Below are 21,582 nucleotides of genomic sequence, written 5' to 3'. Positions count from 1 at the left end.
CGAGGAATCCCCCTAGACTCTGGATGACCCTGACAACAACATCACAAGGAGGCGACCCATGGCCCATCACGACGACGACCTGCATGGTGACAGCTCTCACGACGGCTTTCATGACGAAAGCGGATTCCTGACGATCTTTCTCGGCCTGGTGGTGATGGTCGGCATGACCTGTCTGCCGGCGACCATCGGCTGGGTGCAGCTGGCGACAGGCTAGCCAGGGGCGTCAGTCGACCATGGTCGACTGCACCGCGCTTTTCCTGCCCGTGCACAGGGGTTGCCATTTGCTCCGGCGCGGGGCAGGATGAAACAAGATTCGAGGAGACACCGATGACCGAGCACGCAAACCCGACCCGACCCCGACCCGGTGGCAGCGACAGCGCCCTCGTCGGTGCCGTCTTGGGTTCGGATTGTGTGCATGCGGACGCGGTGTCCTTTTATTGGCCCAGCTTTTCCTGGTATTGGTTTGATACCGGGGCGCTGGTGCGCGAGGCCTGATCCAAGTATCTGGCACTCGCGAGGCGCTCCCCCCCCAGGGCCGCCTCCCAGAACCCCCGGACGGCTGCCCGTCCGGGGGTTCCTTGTTTGTGTGGCCAGACGTTTTCACTCAGTAGCACTCACCTGCGAAAGGCAGGCAACCGGAGCAATGACATGACCGCATATCGACTCTTCGCCAGCACCATTTCCCATGGCTATGCCTATGGCGATAGCTGGCGATTTATCGACGCGCGGTCGGCCCAACTGGCCACCTCCGACCGTGAGCGCCTCGGTGGTCGACGCACCCAACGATGTACGACCACACGGAGCTGATACCATGACCGCCAGCCTTTCGCTTGCCACCGCCGACCTCAACGCTGCCGCGACGCAAGAGACCGCCCCCCAGATGACCCTGCCGACCCCGCAGGCGCTCAAGCGCCAGTGCCCACTCGAGACGACCCTGAGCGATCGCGTCGACGCTCAGCGTCAGCAGATCCGTGACATTCTCGAGGGTCGTGATGATCGCCTGCTGGCGGTGGTCGGGCCCTGTTCGATCCATGATCCCAGGTCGGCGCTTGAATACGCCCGGCGCCTGGCCTCCCTGGCCGACAGCATCCGTGATCGAGTGCTGGTGGTGATGCGGGTGTACGTCGAGAAGCCCCGCACCACCGTGGGCTGGAAGGGCCTGGCCTATGACCCGGACCTGGATGGCAAGGGCGACATGGCGCGTGGGCTCGAGCTGTCACGCCAGCTGATGCGCGAGATCGTCGAGCTGGGCCTGCCGGTGGCCACCGAGATCCTGCAGCCGATGATCGCGCCCTACCTGGAGGACCTGCTGGCCTGGGTCGCGATCGGTGCACGCACCACCGAATCCCAGCTGCATCGCGAGATGGCCAGTGGCATCGGCGCGGTGGTCGGCTTCAAGAACGCCACCAGCGGCGACGTCCAGGTGGCACTGGACGCCATGCGCTCGGCCGCCCACCCCCACCAGCACTTCGCGGTGGGCGAGCAGGGGCAGCCGGTCATGCGCGAGACCGCCGGCAACCCCTACACCCATGTGGTGCTGCGGGGCGGCCACGGTGAGCCCAACTACGGGGTCGATGCGGTCGCCGCCGCCAGGAAGGCGCTGATCGGCACCGGCCTGCCGCCGCGGCTGATGGTGGACTGCAGCCACGCCAACGCACGCAAGGACCATCGCCGTCAGAGCGAAGTCCTGCTCGAGGTGCTGGCCCAGCGCCTGGCCGGTGACACCTCGCTGATCGGGGTGATGCTCGAAAGCCATCTGAACGAGGGCAAACAACCCCTGGAGCCCGGCAAGCTGCGCTACGGTGTCTCGGTCACCGACGCCTGCATCGGCTGGGAGACCACCGAACACCTGTTGAGCCTGGCTGCCGAGCGTCTTGCCCAGCAGGGTTGAGCCCGACGATGCGAACGAACCAGACCAGAGGCCCTTTCGGGCCTCTGGTCGTTTTTGTCCGGCGTAACTGGCTCGCGCCGCGGGTGGGGGACGTGACTCAGCGGCAGAAGGGCCATACCTGATAGAAGCTGTCACAGCGGAATTCCGCCTCGCAGGCCGCCAGTTGGCTGCTGTAGCGGGAAGCATGGTGGGTGGCCACCTGACTCAGCGGCAGAAGGGCCATACCTGATAGAAGCTGTCGCAGCGGAATTCCGCCTCGCAGGCTGCCAGTTGGCTGCGGTAGCGGGAAGCATAGTGGGTGGCCACCTGACTCAGCGGCAGAAGGGCCATACCTGATAGAAGCTGTCGCAGCGGAATTCCGCCTCGCAGGCCGCCAGTTGGCCGCGGTAGCGGGAAGCAGAGTGGGTGGCCACCTGACTCAGCGGCAGAAGGGCCATACCTGATAGAAGCTGTCGCAACGGAATTCCGCCTCGCAGGCCGCCAGTTGGCTGCTGTAGCGGGAAGCATGGTGGGTGGCCACCTGACTCAGCGGCAGAAGGGCCATACCTGATAGAAGCTGTCGCAGCGGAATTCCGCCTCGCAGGCTGCCAGTTGGCTGCGGTAGCGGGAAGCGGTGCTGGCCACCTCCCGCGCCGCGCGTTGCACCGCCGGCTTGGCGCGGTAGCTGCCGCGCTGATAGCCGCCCTGGCCTTCGTGGTAGGCCAGGTACAGGTGCTCGGGGTTGGACAGTGACACCCCCGTCATGCGCCGCGTGCGGGCGTTGTACCAGCCGATGAAGTCGGTGGCGTCGTCCATGTCGGTGCGACTGGCGAACAGCCCGCCGGCGTCATCGTCGTATTCGCCCCATACCGGATCCTGGGCCTGGGCATAGCCGTAGGCCGAGGACGGGCGCGTCCACGGAATGAAGCCCAGCAACTTGGTACGTGGCGGCCTGACGTGGCTGCGAAACGACGACTCGCGCTTGATGAAGGCCATCTGGGTCCAGGGGGGCGTGCCCCACTTTTCATAAGAGGCCTGGGTGGCGTCGTACCAGTCAGGCTGCTGGCGAAAGATCTCGCACAGATTGTCCTGATGGCTCGGCGGCGCCGGGGCGAAGGCGGCGCAGCCGCTGAGAGTAACAAGCGCCGCGGCAAGCACCGTAGTGAGTAGAGCAGACCGCATCCCTGGCATGGCCCGTTTCACAACATTTTCCCGTTCAGTGATATCGCCCCCAGTATGCCCTCCCGTGCAGTGTCGGGTCATCCTCACATGTCCCACCGGCTGCTTCGGGTCATCGGAGAGGGGGCGATGGGGCGAACGCCTTCGATGTCCGATGACGTCTGAGTTCGATCATCCAGCGCCACGCTCAAGGCCAGGACGGTCATTTCTTGCGGGAAGGCAAACGGGTTGCATCAAGGTGCCTGTTGTTCGCCTATGGTAGCGGTTGCCGCTGAAAACGCCTGTTGAAGCCAAACCACCACCTTGTCGAGGATGGCATTGTCGGACATTGTTTGGCTCCTGATCAGGTGGTAGTGCAGTCCCGGTAGAAACGGGCCGAATGGCACCTCCAGCACACCACGAGCGATCTCATCCTGCACCAGGGTCAAGCCCAGCAGGGCCACGCCCTGACCGGAGATAGCGGCCTGGATCGCGTGACTTTCTTCGGAGAAGGCGAGTCGAGGCCCCAGCACGGCAGGGGTAGACCCCAACGCCTGACACCACTGAGCCCAGCCGGGCAGGCCAAGGTTCGGACAGTACCAGTCGAAATCGATATGACGAACACCCCTGAGGTCGTCGACGCCAGCCAGCTGGAGTTGCGGGCTGGCGACCAGGGCAATGCGATCGGTCGCCAGGGTCACCACCTCATGGTCCGGATAGGGGCCCATACCGTAACGAATCGCCAGGCGGGTTCCATGCGTTAGATCAAGCACGCTCTCGCTGGCATGGATATTCAAGGCGATATCGGGATTCGTCGAATGAAAGTCGGTCAGTCGAGGAAGCAGCCACTGGCTGGCGAAGGCCGGAGTGCAGGAGAGGGTGACGCTGGCGGGTGTCGTTCGCTTGAGCAGACTTTCCAATGCCTCGGCGAAGGCGTCAAAGCCCTGGCGTAGCACGGGAGAAAGCTCCGTTGCCGCGTCGGTCGGGATCACCTGGCGGGTGCGACGCTCGAATAGCGCTACGCCGAGCCAGCTTTCCAGTTCACGTACCTGGTGGCTGATCGCGGCGGGCGTTACCGCCAGCTCTTCAGCCGCCCCCTTGAAACTACGGTGACGTGCTGCCGCCTCAAAAGCACGCAACTGCGATAGTGGTAGTCGGCGTCGTTGCATCACATCCCTATGGATAAAAAATTTTTGTGCATCTGCAAAGAATAGATCGTTTGTCGGCCCGAATCGATTGGAAGATTCTGTCGTTCGTGCTCCACCAAGCATGAGCGGTACTAATCCCAAAGGAGAATCTTCATGGCCACACTGTTGCACCTTGATGCCAGCGCACGCTCCGGACTTTCCGGTAGTCAACCCCACGGATCGCATTCGAGACGCCTCAGCGCCCACTTCGTCACACAGTGGCAACGGGTACGTCCTGACGACAGGGTCGTCTATCGCGATGTCGGCCAGCAGCCGCCTCGTCCTGTCAGCGGTGATTGGATTCATGCCGCCTTCACCAAGCCGGAAGCGCGGGATAGTTGGATGCACGAGGTTCTCGCGGAGAGTGATTCCCTGGTCGACGAACTGCTCGAGGCGGATCTGATCATCGCTGGCGTCCCGATGTACAACTTCGGCGTTCCGGCCGGATTCAAGGCTTATATCGACAATATCGTGCGAGTCGGGCGGACTTTCGGCTTTGATCGCTCCCGCCCAGGCTTGCCCTACTGGCCGATGCTGAGCGCCATGGGCAAGCGCTTGGTGGTGCTTGGTGCACGGGGTGACTATGGCTACGAGCCTGGTGAGCGAATGGAGCACATCAACCACGTCGAACCACACTTGCGTACCGTTTTCGCCTATCTCGGCATAGAGGAGTTGCACAGCATCGCCGTGGAGTATGACGAGTTTGCCGACGAGCGGCTGCAGCAGTCTCTGATTCAGGCGGAGCAACGCGTTGAGGCGTTGGTCGACAGGCTGGCGGCCAGTCTGGACGTTCCTCGCGTTGTTTCCGATCCAGTCTCGGGGTGAGCGCACCTCCGTGACCGCTTCTACGATCGTCCCCTGCTGGGTACCAGATGCTCGGCAACAGATGTGATTCCCTGTCCAGCAAACGTCTGTATTGCAGAACTTGAAATAAGAATAGTCTCGCGGGATGAGAGATTTGCGCGTCTCGCCGTCAGAGGGCCGATGTGGTGAGAGGGAGTGTCTGATTTCCAACAATGTATTCTTCATGATAAGTCGGAAAAATCAGTGAGCGAGGTGGATGATGGGTGGTTATATAAGTAGAGATAGGGAGCCTGATCTGGCGGCTTCTTTCGGTGCGCTGGAAGAAAAACAGTTGTCAGTGAGCCAACCGCTTGCGCGCAATGGTGTTCTGCAGCCAGGAAAGGTCTATTTCATTCCCGCGAGGTGTGGCGCTGCCGTTGTACTGGAAAAAGGGCAGATGCTTACGCTGATTAACGTAAGTGGATTGCAGGTCTGCGATATGTGGGCTTTCAATACGAGTGATCCAGACGAATTTCTATCCATGGAACATACTCGAACCCATCTTGGGCGCTTGGTGCCGGTTGTCGGTGACAGTATGGTTTCCAATAGAAGAAACGAGATGCTGGAACTAGTGGAAGATACTTCGCCTGGGGTGCATGACACATTGATTGCCGCCTGCGATATCAATCGCTATAGACAGCTTGGCGTAAGCGAATACCATGACAACTGTGTTGATAATCTTCGAATGGCATTGCTTGCCATCGGCAAGGAGGTTTCGCATGTTCCATCACCATTCAATGTGTGGATGAATGTTCCACTTGATGGTGATGGCTCACTGACATTTGTGCCACCCGTGGCCAAAAGAGACGACAGGATCGTGTTCAAGGCAATGATGACCTGTTGCGTAGTCATGTCATGCTGTCCCCAGGATATTACGGCGGTCAACGGAGTTGGTAGCCAAACGGAAAGTATAGGAGTCATGCTCGGAGATTGAAGAAACACGGGATAGATGGCGATGCACTGCAACTCCGCCGCCGGCGCTAAAGGTTCTCATTCCGTCGAAGGTAAACTCCAGCCTTTGCGCTCCGGCGGCATCCGGCTCGTCATCGCTCACGATATGACTTCAGCATTCCCTCTCGTCGCTTCAAACGCCTCTACACGTTTTTTGGGCCAGTGGCAGCGAAGTTTAGCGATAGCGATCACGCTGCCTCTACGCGGGCTCGGGTTCCCTCTCCCTTGGCTGACCCTCGCCTTCAATGTCCGAGGGCACCAGCGGCAGGTCTACGGGCAAGTGGCGGGCACAGAAGTCCAGGCAGTCGAGGCCGGTGACGGCCTGGGGGGCCAGTGGGCAATTCCAGGGCGACTCGCGCAGACGCTCCGGAAGAAGGTCGCTCAGGTCCTCCATGTCCTGGCTCTTGGGCCAGCACAGCCAGCGTTCCCGTTCCGGGGCCTCGGGGTGGCGCCACTTCAGCATCCAGTCGTCGCCCCAGGGCAGCACGCCCAGGGTGTCGGGTTCGGGCGGCGGCAGACCCTGGAAGGCGCTGGCCCACCAGCGGGGCGAGAGGTGATGGCGTCCCAGGCGTCGGCTGCACTGGGCCAGCAGGGTACGCTGCACCACCATGACATCCAGGGCGCTGTCATCACGATAGAGCACATGGAGCGCGAGAGTGTGCGGTATTACGCAAAGCTCCCGCTCAACCAGTTCATCCAGTGACTCCCTGCTGTCGACCTCCTCGGCCAGGGCGCCGTCCAGCGTTACCAGGGTGACCGATTGAGGCGGTATGACGAGACAACAGGGAAGTGCCTGGTCGAGGCATGAAAGCGATTGGACATTGGCGGCGCTGCCCCGGTCGAGGCTCTGTTGATCGACACAGTGGACCCAGTACCAACGAGGCTCGGGATCTTCGTCGGCTGAAGGGGCGCGTTGGGGCATAAGAAGTATGCGCTGATGTCGGTGTCCCAGATTCCACATGGTTCTGGTCCTGTCGATAGCGATTGTTGGTGCACTGTGTCGACGAGCGAAGCCATTTTCTTTCACCAACTGTTACTCTTTTTACAATAGCGCTACTTCCTGTGCTCTGCGTCAACCTCGTCTATCGTCATACGAGTGTCATCTGGACTACCTAGTGTTGTCGGCGGACCGCCGTCGCCCCTGTGATCGACTTTCCCCTCCGATACCCGAGGCCGGCAACAGTGACTGGCACCGACAGCCCACGCCTTGACGGCGAACAGAGGGCTGCAAGAAGAGGACTGCGCAATGAGCAAGGAAATTGAAGATCATCGTCTGTTGAACCCCAGCCGTAATGAACCCTTCTCCTCGGTGCTCGACCGTCGTCTTTCCCGGCGAGCGGTGATGAAGGGTGGCATGGGCATGGCGGCCATGACCATGCTGGGAAGCTTTGGTCTCTCGGCCTTCGCCAACGAGCCGTCGTCAGGGATGGCCAAGACGCCGCTGGCGCTGGCCTTCGAGTCGATTGCCGGTTCGCGCAGCGACGCCGTGGTGGTGCCGCCGGGCTATACCGCCCAGGTGCTGGTGCCCTGGGGTACGCCGCTTGACGACAGCGCGCCCGAATGGAGCGAGGATCTGACGATGACGCCCCAGGCCCAGGCCCAGGCGGCCAGCGTCGGCATGCATCACGACGGCATGCATCCTTTCGCGCTGGATGAGAGCACGGCTTCCGAGCGCTTCCTGCTGGTGATGAACAACGAATACATCGACGAGAACGCGCTGTGGGCGCCCCAGGGCGGCCCCACCAACATGACCGAAGGCAAGCGTCCGGCGGATGAGGTGCGCACCGAGATCAACGCCCACGGGGTGACCGTGGTCGAGGTGAAGAAGGACGCCGATGGTCGCTGGAGCCACGTCAAGGGCTCCGCCCATAACCGTCGCTACACCAGCGCCACCCCGATGCACCTGTCAGGGCCGGTGGCGGGCAGCGACTACGTCAAGACCCGGTATTCCCCGGGCGGCACCCAGGCTCGCGGCACCAACAACAACTGTGCCCACGGTTACACGCCCTGGGGTACCTACCTCACCTGCGAGGAGAACTGGCCGGCCTACTTCGTCAAGAACGAGGGCCGTACCCTGGACGATGACCGACTTGGCATCGCCAGCGGGCGCGGGCGCTACGGCTGGGAGACCGCCGCGGGCGATGACAGCGAACGCGACGACGAATTTACCCGTCTGATCGGCGACCCCGTCGCCGACGACGCCAGCGGTGACTACCGCAACGAGCCGCGTCAGTTCGGCTATATCGTCGAGATCGACCCCTATACCGGCAGGCAGGCGATCAAGCGCACGGCGCTGGGCCGCTTCCGCCACGAGGGCTGCTGGCCGGGCAAGCTGGTAGCAGGCGAGCCGGTGGTGTTCTACTCCGGTCACGACTCGCGCAACGAGTACATCTACAAGTTTGTCTCCGAGGCGGCCTGGGACCCGGCGGATGCCATCGCTCCTGGCGCCGAGGCCGATCGCCTGGCGATCGGTGACAAGTACATGGACAGCGGCACCCTTTACGTCGCTCGCTTCAACGCCGATGGCAGCGGCGAGTGGCTGCCGCTGACGCCGGACGCCACCACCCAGGATGGCCGTACCCTGGCCGAGGCGCTCGAACTCGACGCCGATGACCTGGCTGGGGTGATCATCCACACCTGTGACGCCGCCGACCTGATGGGTGCCACGCCAATGGATCGCCCTGAGTGGGGCGCGGTGGACCCGTCCACCGGCGAGGTCTACATGACCCTGACCAACAACTCGAAGCGTACCGAAGACGGCACCGAGGCGACCCTGACCGGCGACGGCGACAACATCACCGCGCTGGGCAACGGCTACGCCACGGCACCGGTCAATGCGGCCAACCCGCGGGCGAACAACGAGGCCGGTCAGATCATCCGCTGGCGCGAGGGCAGCGATGCCACCGCCTTCGACTGGGAGGTATTCGTGTTCGGTGCCGCGGCCAGTGACCAGAACAACCTGTCCGGGCTGACCGCAGACAACGAATTCGCCAGTCCCGATGGGCTCTACTTCGATGAGCGCGGCGACGGCCAGGGCATCCTGTGGATCCAGACCGACAACGGCTACGAGGGCGTCACCGAGAGCACCAATGACCAGGTGCTGGCGGTCGTGCCGGCGGGGCTCGAGCGTGCCGATGGTGCCGCCGCGGTGATCTCCTGGGCCAACCAGGACAAGCTCAAGCGTTTCTGCGTGGGCCCCAACGGCTGCGAGGTCACTGGCATCTTCCCCACGCCGGACAAGACCGCGCTGTTTATCAATATCCAGCATCCGGGCAACTGGCCGGCCAGTGACGACGCGACCCAGACGTCTGATGCCAGCGTGCGGCCGCGCGCCGCCACGGTGGTGATCCAGCGCGAAGACGGCGGCCAGATCGGCGTCTAGGACGTGTCCGAAAGGTGTCGGCTTGCGTCGGCCTTTCGGGCAACCTCCAGGGGCGTTCTCTACGTCTGACGTCTTGCGCCGCCCCAGCACCCCGGCTCCCTTTTCAGGGAGCCGGGGTGTTTTTTCTAGGGTCTGGGTGTTCAGGGCTGGATGATCGGCAGCCTGAAGCGGGAGGCGGTTGGTCCGGGAACCGCTTGGGTTGGCCAAGGCGCAGGTCGAGCGGCAACCGGCAGCCGTCAGGACACATGACGACAACATGAAAAAGCCCCTCGCCAGCGTCGCTGGCGAGGGGCCTGGGTGGTGTTATCGACGCGCCGATGGCGCGTCAATGCGGGGCGTTATTCAAGCGCGAGCGGCGTAGGCGTACAGCAGCGTTTCCTGGGCGGAGATCGGTGCGGCCTCGCCCGGGTCCTGCTTGATGTAGGTGCCGTCGGCCTGCAGCAGCCAGCTCTGGCAGTTGTCGACCAGGTAGGTCTCGAGGTCCTTGCGCACCCGGGCGGCGAGCTTCTTGTCGAGCAGCGGGAAGCAGGTCTCGACCCGATGGAACATGTTGCGCGCCATGAAGTCCGCGCTGGAACCCCATATCTCGGGCTTGCCGTCGTTGTGGAAGTGGAACACCCGGGTGTGTTCGAGGAAGCGACCGATCACCGAGCGCACCCGGATATTCTCGGAGATGCCGGGCAGGCCAGGGCGCAGGCAGCACATGCCGCGGATGATCAGGTCGCACTCGACGCCGGCCTGGGAGGCGCGGTAGAGCGCCTGGATCAGCTTGGGTTCGGTCAGCGAGTTGCACTTGACGATGATATGGGCGCGCTTGCCCTTGCGCGCGTAGCTTGCCTCCCGCTCGATCATTTCCACGACCCGTTCGTGCAGGGTGAAGGGGGCGTGGAGCAGCTTCTCGATCTGGCGGGTGCGGCCCATGCCGGACAGTTGCTGGAATACCTTGTGCACGTCGGCGCACAGCACCGGGTCCGCGGTGAGCAGGCTGTAGTCGGTGTAGAGCTTGGCCGTCTTGGAGTGATAGTTGCCGGTGCCGAGATGAGCGTAGTGGCGCAGCGCGCCCTTCTCGCGGCGCACGATGTGCATCATCTTGGCGTGGGTCTTGTAGGCCATCACCCCGTAGATGACGATGGCGCCGGCCTCCTGCAGGCGTGACGCCAGCGCCAGGTTGTCGGCTTCGTCGAAGCGGGCGCGCAGTTCGATGACCACCGTCACTTCCTTGCCGTGGCCGGCGGCCTCGACCAGGGCGTTGACGATGGGTGAGTCGGCACCGGTGCGATACAGGGTCTGCTTGATCGCCAGCACGTCGGGGTCGCGGGCGGCCTCGCGCAGCAGGTCCTCCACCGGGGTGAACGACTGGAAGGGGTGGTGCAGCAGGATGTCGCCTTCCTGCATCGACTGCATGATGGAGTTGGGTTGCTTGACCTGCTTGGGCACGCCGGGGGTAAAGGAGCGGTACATCAGATCGGGCCGGTCGGCGTCACCCAGTACCGACATCATGCGGGTCAGGTTGACCGGGCCATTGACCCGATAGAGGTCACTGGCTTCGAGCTGGAACTGCTTGATCAGGAAGTCGGAGAGCTCCTCGGGGCAGTTGTCGGCCACCTCCAGGCGCACGCCGCTGCCGTAGCGCCGGGCCAGCAACTCGCCGCGCAGGGCCGAGGCCAGGTCCGAGACTTCTTCGGGATCGACCGTCATGTCGGCGTTGCGGGTCAGACGGAACTGGTAGCAGCCCTTGACCTTCATCCCCGGGAACACCTCGTCGGCGTGGGCGTGGATCATCGACGACAGAAACAGGTACTCGGTGAAGCCTTCCTCGCACAGATCTTCCGGCAGCGCGATGACCCGGGGCAGCGAACGTGGCGCCGGCAGGATGGCGAGGCCGCCCTCGCGGCCGAAGGCGTCCTTGCCCTCGAGCTCGACGATGAAGTTGAGGCTCTTGTTGACCAGCCGCGGGAAGGGGTGCGAGGGGTCCAGCCCGATGGGGCTGACCACCGGGATGATCTCGGTAGAGAAGTAATCATGGACCCACTTGCGCTGCTGCTTGGTCCAGTCCCCACGCCGACGGAAGCGGATGTTGTGGGCTTCCATGGCAGGGATCAGCTGCTCGTTGAGGATGCGGTACTGACGCTCCACGTGCTCGTGGGCGATCTTCGAGATCTCGTCGAGCACCGAACGTGGGCTGCGGCCGTCGGCACCGGTGGAGTCGTCGCCCAGGGCCAGCTGGCTTTTCAGTCCGGCCACCCGGATCTCGAAGAACTCGTCCATGTTGGAGGAGAAGATCAACAGGAACATCAGGCGGTTGAGCAGCGGGTGCGCCTGGTCCAGCGCCTGTTCCAGCACCCGGATGTTGAACTGCAGATGCGACAGCTCGCGATTGAAGTAGAGGCTCGGGTCAGTGAGGTCGGCCTCCGGGTCCGGCATTGCCTTGGGCTTGATGCCGGTGCGCGTCTGGTTAAGGCGCGGCACCGGGGTATCGGCCTGGGGCGCGTCGCTCATCGAGACGTCGGACTTGCCCAGGGTCGCATGTTCAATCGTGGCGTTGTCGCTCTGCGCGTCTTCCATGGTGGTTCCTCATCGGGGCTCGGGAAGGGCGCCGCTCCCTCCCCTGATCAGCGGGCCAATAGCCTGGCCGCGCGTTTGGCAAAGTAGGTCAGCACGCCGTCGGCGCCGGCACGCTTGAAGCACATCAGCGACTCGAGGATGACAGTGTCAGGGTCCAGCCAGCCGTTGTCGAAGGCGGCCATGTGCATGGCGTATTCACCGCTCACCTGGTAGGCGTAGGTGGGCACCCGCAGCTCGTCCTTGACCCGGCGGACCACGTCCAGGTAGGGCATGCCGGGCTTGACCATCACCATGTCGGCACCTTCGGTGATGTCCATGGCGACCTCGTGGAGGGCCTCGTCGCTGTTGGCGGGGTCCATCTGGTAGGTCGACTTGTCGGCCTTGCCCAGGTTGGCCGCCGAGCCCACCGCATCGCGGAAGGGGCCGTAGTAGCGTGAGGCGTACTTGGCGCTGTAGGCCATGATGCGGGTGTTGGGCAGGCCTTCACGCTCGAGCAGTTCACGGATGGCACCGATACGCCCGTCCATCATGTCGGAGGGGGCGACCACGTCGGCCCCGGCCTCGGCATGGGACAGCGCCTGCTTGATCAGGGTCTCGACGGTGCGGTCATTGGCCACATAGCCGTCTTCATCGAGGATGCCGTCCTGACCGTGGCTGGTGTAGGGGTCCAGGGCGACATCGGTGATCACGCCGAGCTCGGGCAGGGCGGCCTTGAGCTCGCGCACGCTGCGCTGGACCAGGCCGCTGGCGCTGTAGGCTTCTTCCGCCAGCTCGCTCTTCTTGTCGGCGTCGACCACCGGAAACAGCGCAATGGCGGGAATGCCCAGCTCGACGGCCTCGCGGGCCTCTTCGATCAACAGGTCCAGCGACAGGCGCTCGACCCCGGGCATGGACGGTACAGCCTCGCGGCGGCCTTCGCCCTCGAGCACGAAGACTGGCCAGATCAGATCGTCGGCACTCAGCTGGTTCTCGCGCATCAGGCGGCGGGAGAAGTCGTCCTTGCGCATGCGGCGAGGACGGCTGGCGGGGTAAAGACGAGGGGTAATGGCACTCAAGACGGCACTCCACGGAAGCAAGGATTCGGCGCCACGCGCTAGTCTGGTGGCACTTCATGACAAAAGCATGACATTGATTGAGTATATTCCTCCTCTCCCGTTCGCCGAAAGTCGCGTCTTGTCGCACCCGTGGCGACTCTCTAGAGTAGTGGCAGTCTTGGCCGCGTCCGGCCCCGTTCGCGACGCGCTATAAAGGAGAATGACATGAGTAAACAGGTAGCGATCGTCTTGTCGGGCTGCGGCGTACAGGATGGTTCCGAGATCTACGAGACCACCCTGACCCTGCTGCGCCTGGACCAGCTGGGCATCGCCTATCGCTGTTTTGCCCCGGATATCGCTCACCAGGAGGTGATCGACCACCACAGCGGGGAGGCCGTCGAGGAGACGCGCAATGTGCTGGTCGAGTCCGCCCGCCTGGCCCGGGGCGAGATTTCGCCGCTGGACGAACTGTCGGCATCGGACTTCGATGCCCTGATCCTGCCCGGTGGCTTCGGGGCGGCCAAGAATCTTTCGAACTACGCCACGGCCAAGTCCGAGATGGAGGTCCACGAAGACCTGGCTGAGCTGTTGATCGAGTTTCACGATGCGCGCAAGCCGATCGGCCTGATGTGCATCGCGCCGGTGCTGGTGCCCAAGGTGCTGGGGCCGGGCATCGCCGTCACCATCGGTACCGACCCCGAGGTGTGTGGTTGCATCAGCGCCATGGGCGGCCTGCATCGCAGCTGTGCGGTGGACGATATCGTGGTGGACTTCGAGCATCGCCTGGTGACCACCCCCGCCTATATGCTGGCTACCCGCATCAGCGAGGCGGCGCTGGGCATCAACAAGCTGGTGGATCGAATCGACGAGATGATGGACGTCAACACCTGAGCGCCGTCTCAGCGGGGCCAGGCCCCGCTGAGACGCCAGACGATGGCGGATCATTGTCGCCAAGCGCCTTGAACACCACCGGCGCGAGAGCGGTAAAAAAGCAAAGCCCGAGGCCAATGCCTCGGGCTTTGTGCATTCTGCTGACGGGGGCTTTGCCGGTGTGGCGATCACGCCTCGTCCGGCGCTTCCTCGTCATCGCTGCTCCGCCTCTTGACCAACCGGCCGAACAGCAGCCCGACCTCGTAGAGCAGGTACATGGGTACCGCCAGCAGGCTCTGGCTGACCACGTCCGGCGGGGTCATCAGCATGCCGATGACGAAACAGCCGAGGATGACGTAGGGGCGCTTGGCGCTCAGGCTCTTGACGCTGGCGGCGCCGGTGAGGATGAGCAGGAAGGTGGCAATCGGGATCTCGAAGGCGATACCGAAGGCGAAGAACAGCTTCAGCACGAAGTTGAGATACTGGTTGATATCGGTCATCACCTGCACGTTCTCCGGCCCGGTCTGGGTGAAGAAGGCGAACAGCAGGGGAAAGACCACGTAGTAGGCGAAGGCCGCTCCGAGATAGAACAGCAGGACGCTCGAGGCCAGAAGCGGTAGCGCCAGGGCCTTTTCCTTGTCGTACAGCCCTGGCGCCACGAAGGCCCAGGCCTGGTGCAGGACGAAGGGAATGGCCACGAACACCGCCACTACCAGGGTCAACTTGAACGGCGCCAGGAAGGGCGACGCCACCTCGGTGGCGATCATCTGGGAGCCTTCCGGCAGCAGCTCCATCAGGGGGTCTGCGACAAACTGGTAGATGTCGTTGGAAAAGGCGTAGAGCGCCAGGAAGATCACCAGAATGGCGATCACGGCGCGCATCAGCCGCGAGCGCAGCTCCACCAGGTGTTCGATCAGTGGGGCGTGGCCCTGGCTTGACGGCGGAGTGTCACCGGTATCGCTCATCGGGTGGCGGAGTCCTTGTGCTCGGAAGAGGCGGTGTCATCGCTGGGCGCTGATGCGGGGGAGAGCGTGGAAGCCGAAGCGCTGGACGACGAGGCGCGTGCGGCACTGTCGACGGCGTCGTCCAGCCGCTGGCCGGCCGAGGCAGACTGGGCGCCGGTGGAATCCGCCTGCCCGCCGTTGCCCTTGTTCGGGGTGTCGGCGATGGATTCCACGCTGCGCTTGGCTTGTTCGGCGCTGCGCTTGGCCTGGTTGACGCTGTCGTCCAGCTTGCGTTCCTGCTCCTTGAGCTTCTGGCGCAGTTCCTCGGCCTCGAGCTGGGCGCTGATCTCGCGCTGCATGCCGGCCACCGAACGCTTGATGCGTCCGATCCACAGGCCGGCGGTACGCGCGGCCTTGGGCAGGCGCTCGGGACCCAGCACCAGCAGTCCCACCACCCCGATGATCAGCAGTTCCAGAAAGCCGATATCGAACATGTGGCGTTACTTGCGCTCGTCGGAGGATTCGGGCTTGCGCTCCGCCTCGACGTCGTAGGTGTTGTTGGGCGTATCGGTCTCGTCATGACGGACCTGGGCCTGGGGCTTGGCCTCCTCCGACTTGTCCTCATCTTCGTTGACGGCCTTCTTGAAGCCCTTGACCGCGCCACCCAGGTCGCTGCCAACGTTGCGCAGCTTCTTGGTGCCGAAGATCAGGATGATGATGCCGAGCACGATCAGCAGTTGCCAGATACTGATACCACCTAACATAAGAACTTCCTCAATATGCGGCGCCAGGCGCCGTGAATCGTTGGTTCCCGCCGAGGCTCAGGAGCGGCGCGAGGCCTTCTCCTCATGCCCCGAAACGCCGAAGCGTCGGGCGAGTTCATCCAGCACCTGCCGATGGTCGAGTCCCAGGTGCGAGAGCATCACCAGACTATGAAACCACAGGTCTGCCGTTTCGGCGATCAACGCCTCGCGACTGGCTGGATCCGCGTCAACATCCTTGGCGGCAAGTACGGTCTCCACCGCCTCTTCGCCCACCTTCTCGAGTATCTTGTTCAGCCCCTTGTGATGCAAGGAGGCGACGTAGGAAGTGTCAGGATCGGCGTGCCGACGTTCGCTGAGGGCGGCGTCGAGCTGGTTCAGAATATCGCTCATCGGTGAAGATTCCATTAAAAGATCAGTTCCAGATCACCAGCAATGTGCCGATGCCCGCGGCCACCAGTACCGGCCAGGGCTGGTCGGACAGCCAGCCGGACAAAGGCTGCCAGGCCAGCGCCACAGCGGCCAGGGCGAGCCCTAGTCGGGTCCGGCGTATGCGCCTGGCCTGGCGGGTTAGCTGGCCGAGGATGTGGGTCATGACCTCACCCTGCTGGGTGATCTGGCGCGATCGCTTCTCGGTCTGGGACAGTGCCTGGTGGGCCAGCACCGGCAACTCCGGTAGCTGCCGGGTCAGCTCCGGCGCCTGCCGCTTAAACGACTCCCACAGGCCCTGGGCGCCGGCGCGCTCCTTCATCCAGCGCTCCAGGTAGGGCTTGGCGGTGGCCCACAGATCCAGGTCCGGGTAGAGCTGACGGCCCAGGCCCTCGATGTTGAGCAGGGTCTTCTGCAGCAACACCAGCTGGGGCTGGACCTCCATGTTGAAACGTCGCGCGGTCTGGAACAGGCCCAGCAGCACCTGGCCGAACGAGATGTCCTTGAGCGGCTTCTCGAGGATCGGCTCGCAGACCGTGCGTACCGCAGCGGCGAACTCGTTGGCGCGGGTATCTTCGGCCACCCAGCCGGACTCGATGTGCAGCGCCGCGACCTCGTAGTAGTCCTGGTGGAAGAAGGCCAGCAGGTTGCGCGCCAGGTAGTCCTGGTCTTCCCGGGTAAGGCTGCCGACGATGCCGCAGTCGATGGCGATGTACTGGGGATCGGACGGCGCCTGGCGGGAGACGAAGATGTTGCCCGGGTGCATGTCGGCGTGGAAGAAGTTGTCGCGGAACACCTGGGTGAAGAAGATCTCCACGCCGCGCTCGGCCAGGCGCTTCAGGTCGGTGCCCTGGGCCTTGAGCGCCTCGATGTCGGCCACCGGCACGCCGTGGATGCGTTCCTGGACCATCACCTTGTGGCGGGTCAGCGGCCAGTGGATCGACGGCACGTACAACAGTGGCGACTTGTCGAAGTTGCGCTTGAGCTGGGAGGTGTTGGCCGCTTCCTTGGTCAGGTCGAGCTCGTCGAACAGGGTGGTCTCGTAGTCGCGGACCACTTCCACCGGGTGCAGGCGGCGCGCTTCCGGCACCTTGTTCAGCGCGCGTGCCAGCAGGTACATCAGCGCCATGTCCTGGCGCATGACCCGCTCGATGCCTGGGCGAATCACCTTGACCACCACGTCCTGGCCGTCGGGCAGCCTGGCGGTGTGGACCTGGGCAATCGAGGCCGAGGCCAGCGGCTCACGGGAAAACTCGGCGAACAGTATCTCGAGCGGCTCGCCCAGGGATTCCTCGATCAGCGCCTCGGCCTGTTCGCCGGGGAAGGGCGGTACCTGATCCTGCAGCCGCTTGAGCTCATTGGCGATGTCGTCGGGGAACAGGTCGCGCCGGGTCGACAGCATCTGGCCGAACTTGACGAAGATCGGTCCCAGTGATTCCAGCGCCAGGCGCAGGCGTTCGCCACGGGAGCGCTCGCCGACCGGAATCAGCTTGAGCGGCGACCAGGTGAATATCAGGCGCAGCCACCAGGGCAGCTTTTCCAGCGGCAGCAGGGTGTCGAGACGGTAGCGGGTGACGACCCAGATGATACGCAGCGGGCGGAGGATCATGAGGCGTCGTTCTCCCGGGCCAGCCGTCGAGTCAGACGCTTGAGGCGTGCCTCGGTGCGGTCGGTGGCCAGCTCCAGCTCGGTCAGCGCCTCGCGCATGGCCTCGAGCTGATGGCGGCCGGGCAGCCAGCGGGCCTCTTCGAAGACATACTCGGAGACGTCGGCACATAGCTCACGGTGGGTACGCAGGCCCCAGCGTGACAGGCCGCGCAGTCCTTCGGCGAGCTGGTGAGCCGGCAGGTCGCCGAGATAGCGGGCAAGCTCAGCCTCCCAGTCCAGATCGAGATCCAGCAGCAGGTCGCGGGTCGCCTCGAGCAGGTGGATCTTGCCGCGTACCGCCAGACGGCCCTCGAACATTAGACGTTCCATGTCGGCGCCGCCGGCCAGTCGGCCAAGGGTATCGCTGTCCAGCTCGACGATGGCGTCCCAGGCGCCTTCATCGACTTCGTCTACCAAGAGCAGGTCAACCCCCTGGGGGTGATAGCACAGCGCCAGCTGGACACGCGGGGACTCCAGGCACATCAGCACCCGCTGGCCGGCCAGCGAACGCAGCCGAGAAGGCGAGGCAGGGTCGCGTGCGAGCAGGGCGTTGACGGTCTTCTCGATGCCGGCCAGCAGCAGGGTCGGGGTCAAGGCCATCATGTCCTCAAAGCTTGATGCCGCGGTGCAGCGCGACGATGCCGCCGGTGAGATTGGTGTATTCGACGCGCTCGAGTCCGGCGGTTTCCATCATGCCCTTGAGCGTTTCCTGGTCCGGATGCATGCGGATCGACTCGGCCAGATAGCGATAGCTGTCGGCGTCGCCGGCCACCAGTTCGCCCATCCTCGGCAGCAGACGGAAGGAGTACTCGTCGTAGGCACGGGTCAGAAGCGGGTTGTCAGGCTTGGAGAATTCCAGCACCAGCAGGCGGCCGCCGGGCTTGAGGATGCGCGCCATGGAGGCCAGTGCGGCGTCCTTGTCGGTGACGTTGCGCAGGCCGAAGGCGATGGTGATGCAGTCGAAGGTGTTGTCGGGAAATGGCAGGCATTCGGCATTGGCCTGGACGTACTCGACGTTGCCACCGACACCACGGTCGATCAGCTTGTCGCGTCCCACCCCAAGCATGGAGGCGTTGATGTCGGCCAGCACCACCTTGCCGCGCGGTCCCACCATGCGCGAGAACTTCAGCGCCAGGTCGCCGGTACCGCCGGCGATGTCGAGTACGCTATGACCAGGCCGGACGCCAGAACGTTCGATGGTCAGTCGCTTCCACAGCCGATGGATACCGAAGGACATCAGGTCGTTCATCACGTCGTAGCGAGCCGCCACGCTGTGGAAGACATCGGCGACACGTGAGGCCTTTTCCTCGACCGGCACGTCCTGAAAACCGAAGTGGGTGGTGCGCTTATCCATGGGACTCCCGAGTCGTGAGCGATTGCGAGAAGAGCCGATGGGGGCTCTTTGGCAGCGGCCATTGTAGCCTTGCCGAGGTGGCTTGTCTTTGACCGTCACCCGGCTTGTCGCCACACCGGTGTCGATCGCTACAGCTGACGGATCTCGATACCCAGCGGCTCGCGACTGGCGCCGGCCTCGTCCAGACGCTGGAGATAGTCGGTCCAGTTGGCCTCGCGCTCGCGGATCAGCCAGTCCAGATAGTCCCAGCTGTAAAGGCCGCTGTCGTGGCCATCGTCGAAGTGCAGCTTGAGGGCGTAGCGGCCCGCCTGGGTGATGTCGGCAAGGCCCACGTCCTTCTTGCCGACCTGAAGGGTGGCGGTGTCGCCGCCGTGGCCACGGACCTCGGCGGAGGGAGAAAACACCCGCAGGTACTCCACCGACAGGCGGTGGCGGGAGCCGTCGGCGTAGCCGATCTCGAGCTCGCGGGCCTTTCTGTGGTAGTGCACCAGGGTCGGAGTGGGGGCGCTCATGGCGATCCTCTCTGTTTCAGCACGGTGGGCGTGCCCTGACTTCAGCATTTGCGGCATCGAAAGCACGACCGGGCCGCGGCGCAGTGCGCGGCGGCCCGGTCATCGAGGGTGCTTGGCCGGTGGTTACAGGATATACCGGCTCAGATCCTCGTCCATGGCCAGTTCGCCGAGCTGAGAATCGACGTAGGCACGGTCGATGACCAGCGGGTTGCCGAGATCCGAGCCCTTGAACGAGGCCTCCTCGAGCAGCCGCTCCATTACCGTGTGCAGGCGACGGGCGCCGATGTTCTCGGTGCCTTCATTGACGTTGAAGGCGATCTCGGCGATGCGCTCGATGCCGTCATCGGTGAAGCGCACTTCGAGGCCGTCGGTGGCCAGCAGCGCCTCGTACTGACGGGTCAGGGCGGCGGACGGCTCGGTCAGGATGCGCTTGAAGTCGTCCGGCGTCAGCGCCGACAGCTCGACACGGATCGGCAGACGGCCCTGCAGCTCGGGGATCAGATCCGAGGGACGCGACAGGTGGAAGGCGCCGGAGGCGATGAACAGGATGTGGTCGGTCTTCACCATGCCGTACTTGGTCGACACCGTGGAGCCTTCGATCAGCGGCAGCAGGTCGCGCTGGACGCCCTCGCGGGAGACCTCACCGCCGCTGGACTGACCGCTGCCCTTGGCGACCTTGTCGATCTCGTCGAGGAAGACGATGCCGTTCTGCTCCACCGCCTCCACCGCGCGGGACTTGATGTCGTCCTCGTTGACCAGCTTGCCGGCCTCTTCGTCGCGCAGGATGGTGAAGGCCTCCTTGACCGTGACCTTGCGGGTCTCGGTCTTGCCCTTGCCCATGCCGGAGAACAGGTTCTGTAGCTGGCTGGTCATCTCTTCCATGCCCGGCGGTGTCTGGAACTCGAGGTTGGGCGCCTGGGGCGACACCTGGATCTCGATCTCCTTGTCGTCGAGCTGGCCTTCACGCAGCTTCTTCCTGAACATCTGGCGCGTCGAGGAGTCCTCGCGCGGCTCGTTTTCCTGGCCACGGGGCGGCGGCAGCAGGGCGTCGAGGATGCGATCCTCGGCGGCGTCCTCGGCGCGGTGGCCGACCTCTTCCTTGGCCTGCTCGCGTACCAGCTTGATCGCTGCCTCGGTCAGGTCACGGATGATCGACTCGACGTCACGGCCGACGTAGCCCACCTCGGTGAACTTGGTCGCCTCGACCTTGATGAAGGGAGCCTTGGCCAGCTTGGCCAGGCGCCGGGCGATTTCGGTCTTGCCGACGCCGGTGGGGCCGATCATCAGAATGTTCTTGGGGGTGACCTCCTGGCGCAGCTCGCCGTCGAGCTGCATGCGGCGCCAGCGGTTACGCAGGGCGATGGCCACGGAGCGCTTGGCATCCTGCTGACCGACGATGTACTGATCCAGCGCGTGGACGATTTCGCGGGGCGTCATCTGGGTCATGATCAAAGCTCTTCCAGGGTCACGTGATGGTTGGTGAACACGCAGATGTCACCGGCGATCTCCAGCGACTTCTCGGTGATCTCGCGGGGCGACAGTTCCGTGTTCTCGAGCAGCGCGCGGGCGGCGGACAGGGCGTAGTTGCCGCCGGAGCCGATGGCGATGATGCCACGCTCGGGTTCCACCACGTCACCGTTGCCGGTGATGATCAGCGAGGCCTTCTTGTCGGCCACCGCCAGCAGCGCCTCGAGGCGGCGCAGGGCGCGATCGGTGCGCCAGTCCTTGGCCAGCTCCACCGCGGCCTTGACCAGGTTGCCCTGGTACTTCTCCAGCTGGGCCTCGAAGCGTTCGAACAGGGTGAAGGCGTCGGCGGTGCCGCCGGCAAAACCGGCCAGCACCTGGCCGTGATAGAGGCGACGCACCTTGCTGGCGTTGCCCTTCATCACCGTGTTGCCCAGTGACACCTGGCCATCGCCGGCCAATGCCACCTGGTCGCCGCGGCGAACGGAAACGATCGTGGTCATGGAGAATTCTCCTTGGGGAAGCCGAGGCCTCCGGTGACTGTCGAGGGGCAGAGCCCTCTGCATAAGCGATAGGCTGGTAGGTGCGGGCGGGTCGCAAGGATTTCAAGC

Annotated in this window: 23 protein-coding genes; 7 read left to right on the top strand and 16 right to left on the bottom strand. The window is 63.9% G+C overall.

The features are described from left to right. The first annotated feature begins 58 nt into the window (after positions 1-58). The 3 genes from NKF27_RS17105 (at position 59) to NKF27_RS17095 (ending at position 1,891) form a co-directional block, all read left to right on the top strand. A complete protein-coding gene (locus tag NKF27_RS17105) occupies positions 59-214 on the top strand; it encodes a hypothetical protein (protein ID WP_181248593.1) in 156 nt (51 codons plus the stop codon). A 113-nt stretch (positions 215-327) separates the two neighbouring features. Beyond that, positions 328-495 carry a hypothetical protein gene (locus NKF27_RS17100; protein ID WP_253553637.1) on the top strand — a complete coding sequence of 56 codons (168 nt, stop codon included), beginning with the start codon at positions 328-330 and terminating at the stop codon, positions 493-495. Positions 496-811: 316 nt separating this feature from the next. Beyond that, positions 812-1,891 carry a 3-deoxy-7-phosphoheptulonate synthase gene (locus NKF27_RS17095; protein WP_253553623.1) on the top strand — a complete coding sequence of 360 codons (1,080 nt, stop codon included), beginning with the start codon at positions 812-814 and terminating at the stop codon, positions 1,889-1,891. A gap of 204 nt (positions 1,892-2,095) precedes the next feature. Here the strand turns inward: NKF27_RS17095 and NKF27_RS17085 are convergent, their stop codons facing one another. The 3 genes from NKF27_RS17085 to NKF27_RS17065 all read right to left on the bottom strand — a co-directional run bounded on the left by NKF27_RS17085 (position 2,096) and on the right by NKF27_RS17065 (position 4,197). After that, entirely contained in the window at positions 2,096-2,221 is a 126-nt protein-coding gene (locus NKF27_RS17085; RefSeq protein WP_308812414.1) for a hypothetical protein, read from the bottom strand. A gap of 195 nt (positions 2,222-2,416) precedes the next feature. After that, on the bottom strand, positions 2,417-3,052 hold the full coding sequence (locus NKF27_RS17070) for a lysozyme-like domain containing protein (protein ID WP_253028472.1): 636 nt from the start codon (positions 3,050-3,052) through the stop codon (positions 2,417-2,419). Positions 3,053-3,282: 230 nt separating this feature from the next. Continuing rightward, entirely contained in the window at positions 3,283-4,197 is a 915-nt protein-coding gene (locus tag NKF27_RS17065) for a LysR substrate-binding domain-containing protein (protein WP_181248594.1), read from the bottom strand. Positions 4,198-4,329: 132 nt separating this feature from the next. Here NKF27_RS17065 and NKF27_RS17060 point away from each other — a divergent pair, with 132 nt between their 5' ends. Both NKF27_RS17060 and NKF27_RS17055 read left to right on the top strand, forming a co-directional pair. Further along, positions 4,330-5,040: an FMN-dependent NADH-azoreductase gene (locus tag NKF27_RS17060; protein WP_253553609.1), complete on the top strand. Its 711-nt coding sequence runs from the start codon at positions 4,330-4,332 to the stop codon at positions 5,038-5,040. 235 nt (positions 5,041-5,275) lie between these two features. Further along, complete coding sequence (locus NKF27_RS17055) at positions 5,276-5,992, top strand: DUF1989 domain-containing protein (protein ID WP_253553606.1); 717 nt, start codon at positions 5,276-5,278, stop codon at positions 5,990-5,992. A gap of 216 nt (positions 5,993-6,208) precedes the next feature. Here the strand turns inward: NKF27_RS17055 and NKF27_RS17050 are convergent, their stop codons facing one another. Then, on the bottom strand, positions 6,209-6,931 hold the full coding sequence (locus NKF27_RS17050) for a hypothetical protein (RefSeq protein ID WP_253553604.1): 723 nt from the start codon (positions 6,929-6,931) through the stop codon (positions 6,209-6,211). 324 nt (positions 6,932-7,255) lie between these two features. On the opposite strand from NKF27_RS17050, the gene NKF27_RS17045 reads away from it, so the two are divergent. Then, on the top strand, positions 7,256-9,391 hold the full coding sequence (locus NKF27_RS17045) for a PhoX family phosphatase (RefSeq protein WP_253553601.1): 2,136 nt from the start codon (positions 7,256-7,258) through the stop codon (positions 9,389-9,391). A 342-nt stretch (positions 9,392-9,733) separates the two neighbouring features. On the opposite strand, the gene ppk1 is transcribed toward NKF27_RS17045, so the two are convergent. After that, complete coding sequence (gene ppk1, locus NKF27_RS17040) at positions 9,734-11,956, bottom strand: polyphosphate kinase 1 (protein WP_253553586.1); 2,223 nt, start codon at positions 11,954-11,956, stop codon at positions 9,734-9,736. Between the two features lie 47 nt (positions 11,957-12,003). Continuing rightward, positions 12,004-13,011, bottom strand: a complete 1,008-nt coding sequence (gene hemB / locus NKF27_RS17035; RefSeq protein ID WP_253553583.1) for a porphobilinogen synthase — start codon at positions 13,009-13,011, stop codon at positions 12,004-12,006. A 204-nt stretch (positions 13,012-13,215) separates the two neighbouring features. Here hemB and elbB point away from each other — a divergent pair, with 204 nt between their 5' ends. Next, positions 13,216-13,881: an isoprenoid biosynthesis glyoxalase ElbB gene (gene elbB / locus NKF27_RS17030; protein ID WP_045991160.1), complete on the top strand. Its 666-nt coding sequence runs from the start codon at positions 13,216-13,218 to the stop codon at positions 13,879-13,881. Positions 13,882-14,048: 167 nt separating this feature from the next. Here the strand turns inward: elbB and tatC are convergent, their stop codons facing one another. From tatC to hslV, 10 genes are all read right to left on the bottom strand, one after another. Next, entirely contained in the window at positions 14,049-14,825 is a 777-nt protein-coding gene (gene tatC / locus NKF27_RS17025; protein ID WP_045991159.1) for a twin-arginine translocase subunit TatC, read from the bottom strand. Continuing rightward, a complete protein-coding gene (gene tatB / locus NKF27_RS17020; RefSeq protein WP_253553580.1) occupies positions 14,822-15,298 on the bottom strand; it encodes a Sec-independent protein translocase protein TatB in 477 nt (158 codons plus the stop codon). The genes tatC and tatB overlap by 4 nt, the downstream gene beginning before the upstream one ends. 6 nt (positions 15,299-15,304) lie before the next feature. Next, positions 15,305-15,568, bottom strand: coding sequence for a Sec-independent protein translocase subunit TatA (gene tatA / locus NKF27_RS17015; RefSeq protein ID WP_045991157.1), 264 nt, complete (start codon positions 15,566-15,568; stop codon positions 15,305-15,307). A gap of 57 nt (positions 15,569-15,625) precedes the next feature. Then, positions 15,626-15,958: a phosphoribosyl-ATP diphosphatase gene (locus tag NKF27_RS17010; protein ID WP_045991156.1), complete on the bottom strand. Its 333-nt coding sequence runs from the start codon at positions 15,956-15,958 to the stop codon at positions 15,626-15,628. 22 nt (positions 15,959-15,980) lie between these two features. After that, positions 15,981-17,603: a ubiquinone biosynthesis regulatory protein kinase UbiB gene (gene ubiB, locus NKF27_RS17005; RefSeq protein WP_253553577.1), complete on the bottom strand. Its 1,623-nt coding sequence runs from the start codon at positions 17,601-17,603 to the stop codon at positions 15,981-15,983. Next, positions 17,600-18,241 carry an SCP2 domain-containing protein gene (locus tag NKF27_RS17000; protein WP_253556499.1) on the bottom strand — a complete coding sequence of 214 codons (642 nt, stop codon included), beginning with the start codon at positions 18,239-18,241 and terminating at the stop codon, positions 17,600-17,602. Before NKF27_RS17000 ends, ubiB begins: the two co-directional genes overlap by 4 nt. Positions 18,242-18,248: 7 nt before the next feature. Beyond that, positions 18,249-18,995 (bottom strand): bifunctional demethylmenaquinone methyltransferase/2-methoxy-6-polyprenyl-1,4-benzoquinol methylase UbiE, encoded by a 747-nt coding sequence (gene ubiE, locus NKF27_RS16995; protein ID WP_253553574.1) that lies wholly within the window; start codon positions 18,993-18,995, stop codon positions 18,249-18,251. A 128-nt stretch (positions 18,996-19,123) separates the two neighbouring features. Continuing rightward, on the bottom strand, positions 19,124-19,507 hold the full coding sequence (locus NKF27_RS16990) for a gamma-butyrobetaine hydroxylase-like domain-containing protein (RefSeq protein WP_253553571.1): 384 nt from the start codon (positions 19,505-19,507) through the stop codon (positions 19,124-19,126). 123 nt (positions 19,508-19,630) lie between these two features. Further along, entirely contained in the window at positions 19,631-20,953 is a 1,323-nt protein-coding gene (gene hslU / locus NKF27_RS16985; protein ID WP_045991152.1) for an ATP-dependent protease ATPase subunit HslU, read from the bottom strand. A gap of 2 nt (positions 20,954-20,955) precedes the next feature. Next, positions 20,956-21,474: an ATP-dependent protease subunit HslV gene (gene hslV / locus NKF27_RS16980; protein WP_045991151.1), complete on the bottom strand. Its 519-nt coding sequence runs from the start codon at positions 21,472-21,474 to the stop codon at positions 20,956-20,958. Positions 21,475-21,582: the final 108 nt, after the last annotated feature.

Source organism: Halomonas sp. DN3 (assembly GCF_024137905.1).
Classification (GTDB): domain Bacteria; phylum Pseudomonadota; class Gammaproteobacteria; order Pseudomonadales; family Halomonadaceae; genus Halomonas; species Halomonas litopenaei.
Note: the sequence above shows the minus strand (reverse complement) of the source record. Positions and strands in the feature narration are given on the sequence as shown.

Excerpts from the sequence above, each read along its gene's own strand:
- NKF27_RS17000 (WP_253556499.1), bottom strand. The coding sequence starts at position 18,241 with ATGGCCTTGACCCCGACCCTGCTGCTGGCCGGCATCGAGAAGACCGTC.
- ubiB (WP_253553577.1), bottom strand. The coding sequence starts at position 17,603 with ATGATCCTCCGCCCGCTGCGTATCATCTGGGTCGTCACCCGCTACCGT.
- elbB (WP_045991160.1), top strand. The coding sequence starts at position 13,216 with ATGAGTAAACAGGTAGCGATCGTCTTGTCGGGCTGCGGCGTACAGGAT.
- NKF27_RS17055 (WP_253553606.1), top strand. The coding sequence starts at position 5,276 with ATGATGGGTGGTTATATAAGTAGAGATAGGGAGCCTGATCTGGCGGCT.
- NKF27_RS16990 (WP_253553571.1), bottom strand. The coding sequence starts at position 19,507 with ATGAGCGCCCCCACTCCGACCCTGGTGCACTACCACAGAAAGGCCCGC.
- NKF27_RS17065 (WP_181248594.1), bottom strand. The coding sequence starts at position 4,197 with ATGCAACGACGCCGACTACCACTATCGCAGTTGCGTGCTTTTGAGGCG.
- NKF27_RS17085 (WP_308812414.1), bottom strand. The coding sequence starts at position 2,221 with ATGGCCCTTCTGCCGCTGAGTCAGGTGGCCACCCACTATGCTTCCCGC.
- NKF27_RS17010 (WP_045991156.1), bottom strand. The coding sequence starts at position 15,958 with ATGAGCGATATTCTGAACCAGCTCGACGCCGCCCTCAGCGAACGTCGG.
- NKF27_RS17070 (WP_253028472.1), bottom strand. The coding sequence starts at position 3,052 with ATGCGGTCTGCTCTACTCACTACGGTGCTTGCCGCGGCGCTTGTTACT.
- tatB (WP_253553580.1), bottom strand. The coding sequence starts at position 15,298 with ATGTTCGATATCGGCTTTCTGGAACTGCTGATCATCGGGGTGGTGGGA.
- NKF27_RS17105 (WP_181248593.1), top strand. The coding sequence starts at position 59 with ATGGCCCATCACGACGACGACCTGCATGGTGACAGCTCTCACGACGGC.
- tatA (WP_045991157.1), bottom strand. The coding sequence starts at position 15,568 with ATGTTAGGTGGTATCAGTATCTGGCAACTGCTGATCGTGCTCGGCATC.
- NKF27_RS17095 (WP_253553623.1), top strand. The coding sequence starts at position 812 with ATGACCGCCAGCCTTTCGCTTGCCACCGCCGACCTCAACGCTGCCGCG.
- NKF27_RS17100 (WP_253553637.1), top strand. The coding sequence starts at position 328 with ATGACCGAGCACGCAAACCCGACCCGACCCCGACCCGGTGGCAGCGAC.
- NKF27_RS17060 (WP_253553609.1), top strand. The coding sequence starts at position 4,330 with ATGGCCACACTGTTGCACCTTGATGCCAGCGCACGCTCCGGACTTTCC.
- tatC (WP_045991159.1), bottom strand. The coding sequence starts at position 14,825 with ATGAGCGATACCGGTGACACTCCGCCGTCAAGCCAGGGCCACGCCCCA.
- NKF27_RS17045 (WP_253553601.1), top strand. The coding sequence starts at position 7,256 with ATGAGCAAGGAAATTGAAGATCATCGTCTGTTGAACCCCAGCCGTAAT.
- ppk1 (WP_253553586.1), bottom strand. The coding sequence starts at position 11,956 with ATGGAAGACGCGCAGAGCGACAACGCCACGATTGAACATGCGACCCTG.
- ubiE (WP_253553574.1), bottom strand. The coding sequence starts at position 18,995 with ATGGATAAGCGCACCACCCACTTCGGTTTTCAGGACGTGCCGGTCGAG.
- hslV (WP_045991151.1), bottom strand. The coding sequence starts at position 21,474 with ATGACCACGATCGTTTCCGTTCGCCGCGGCGACCAGGTGGCATTGGCC.
- NKF27_RS17050 (WP_253553604.1), bottom strand. The coding sequence starts at position 6,931 with ATGCCCCAACGCGCCCCTTCAGCCGACGAAGATCCCGAGCCTCGTTGG.
- hslU (WP_045991152.1), bottom strand. The coding sequence starts at position 20,953 with ATGACCCAGATGACGCCCCGCGAAATCGTCCACGCGCTGGATCAGTAC.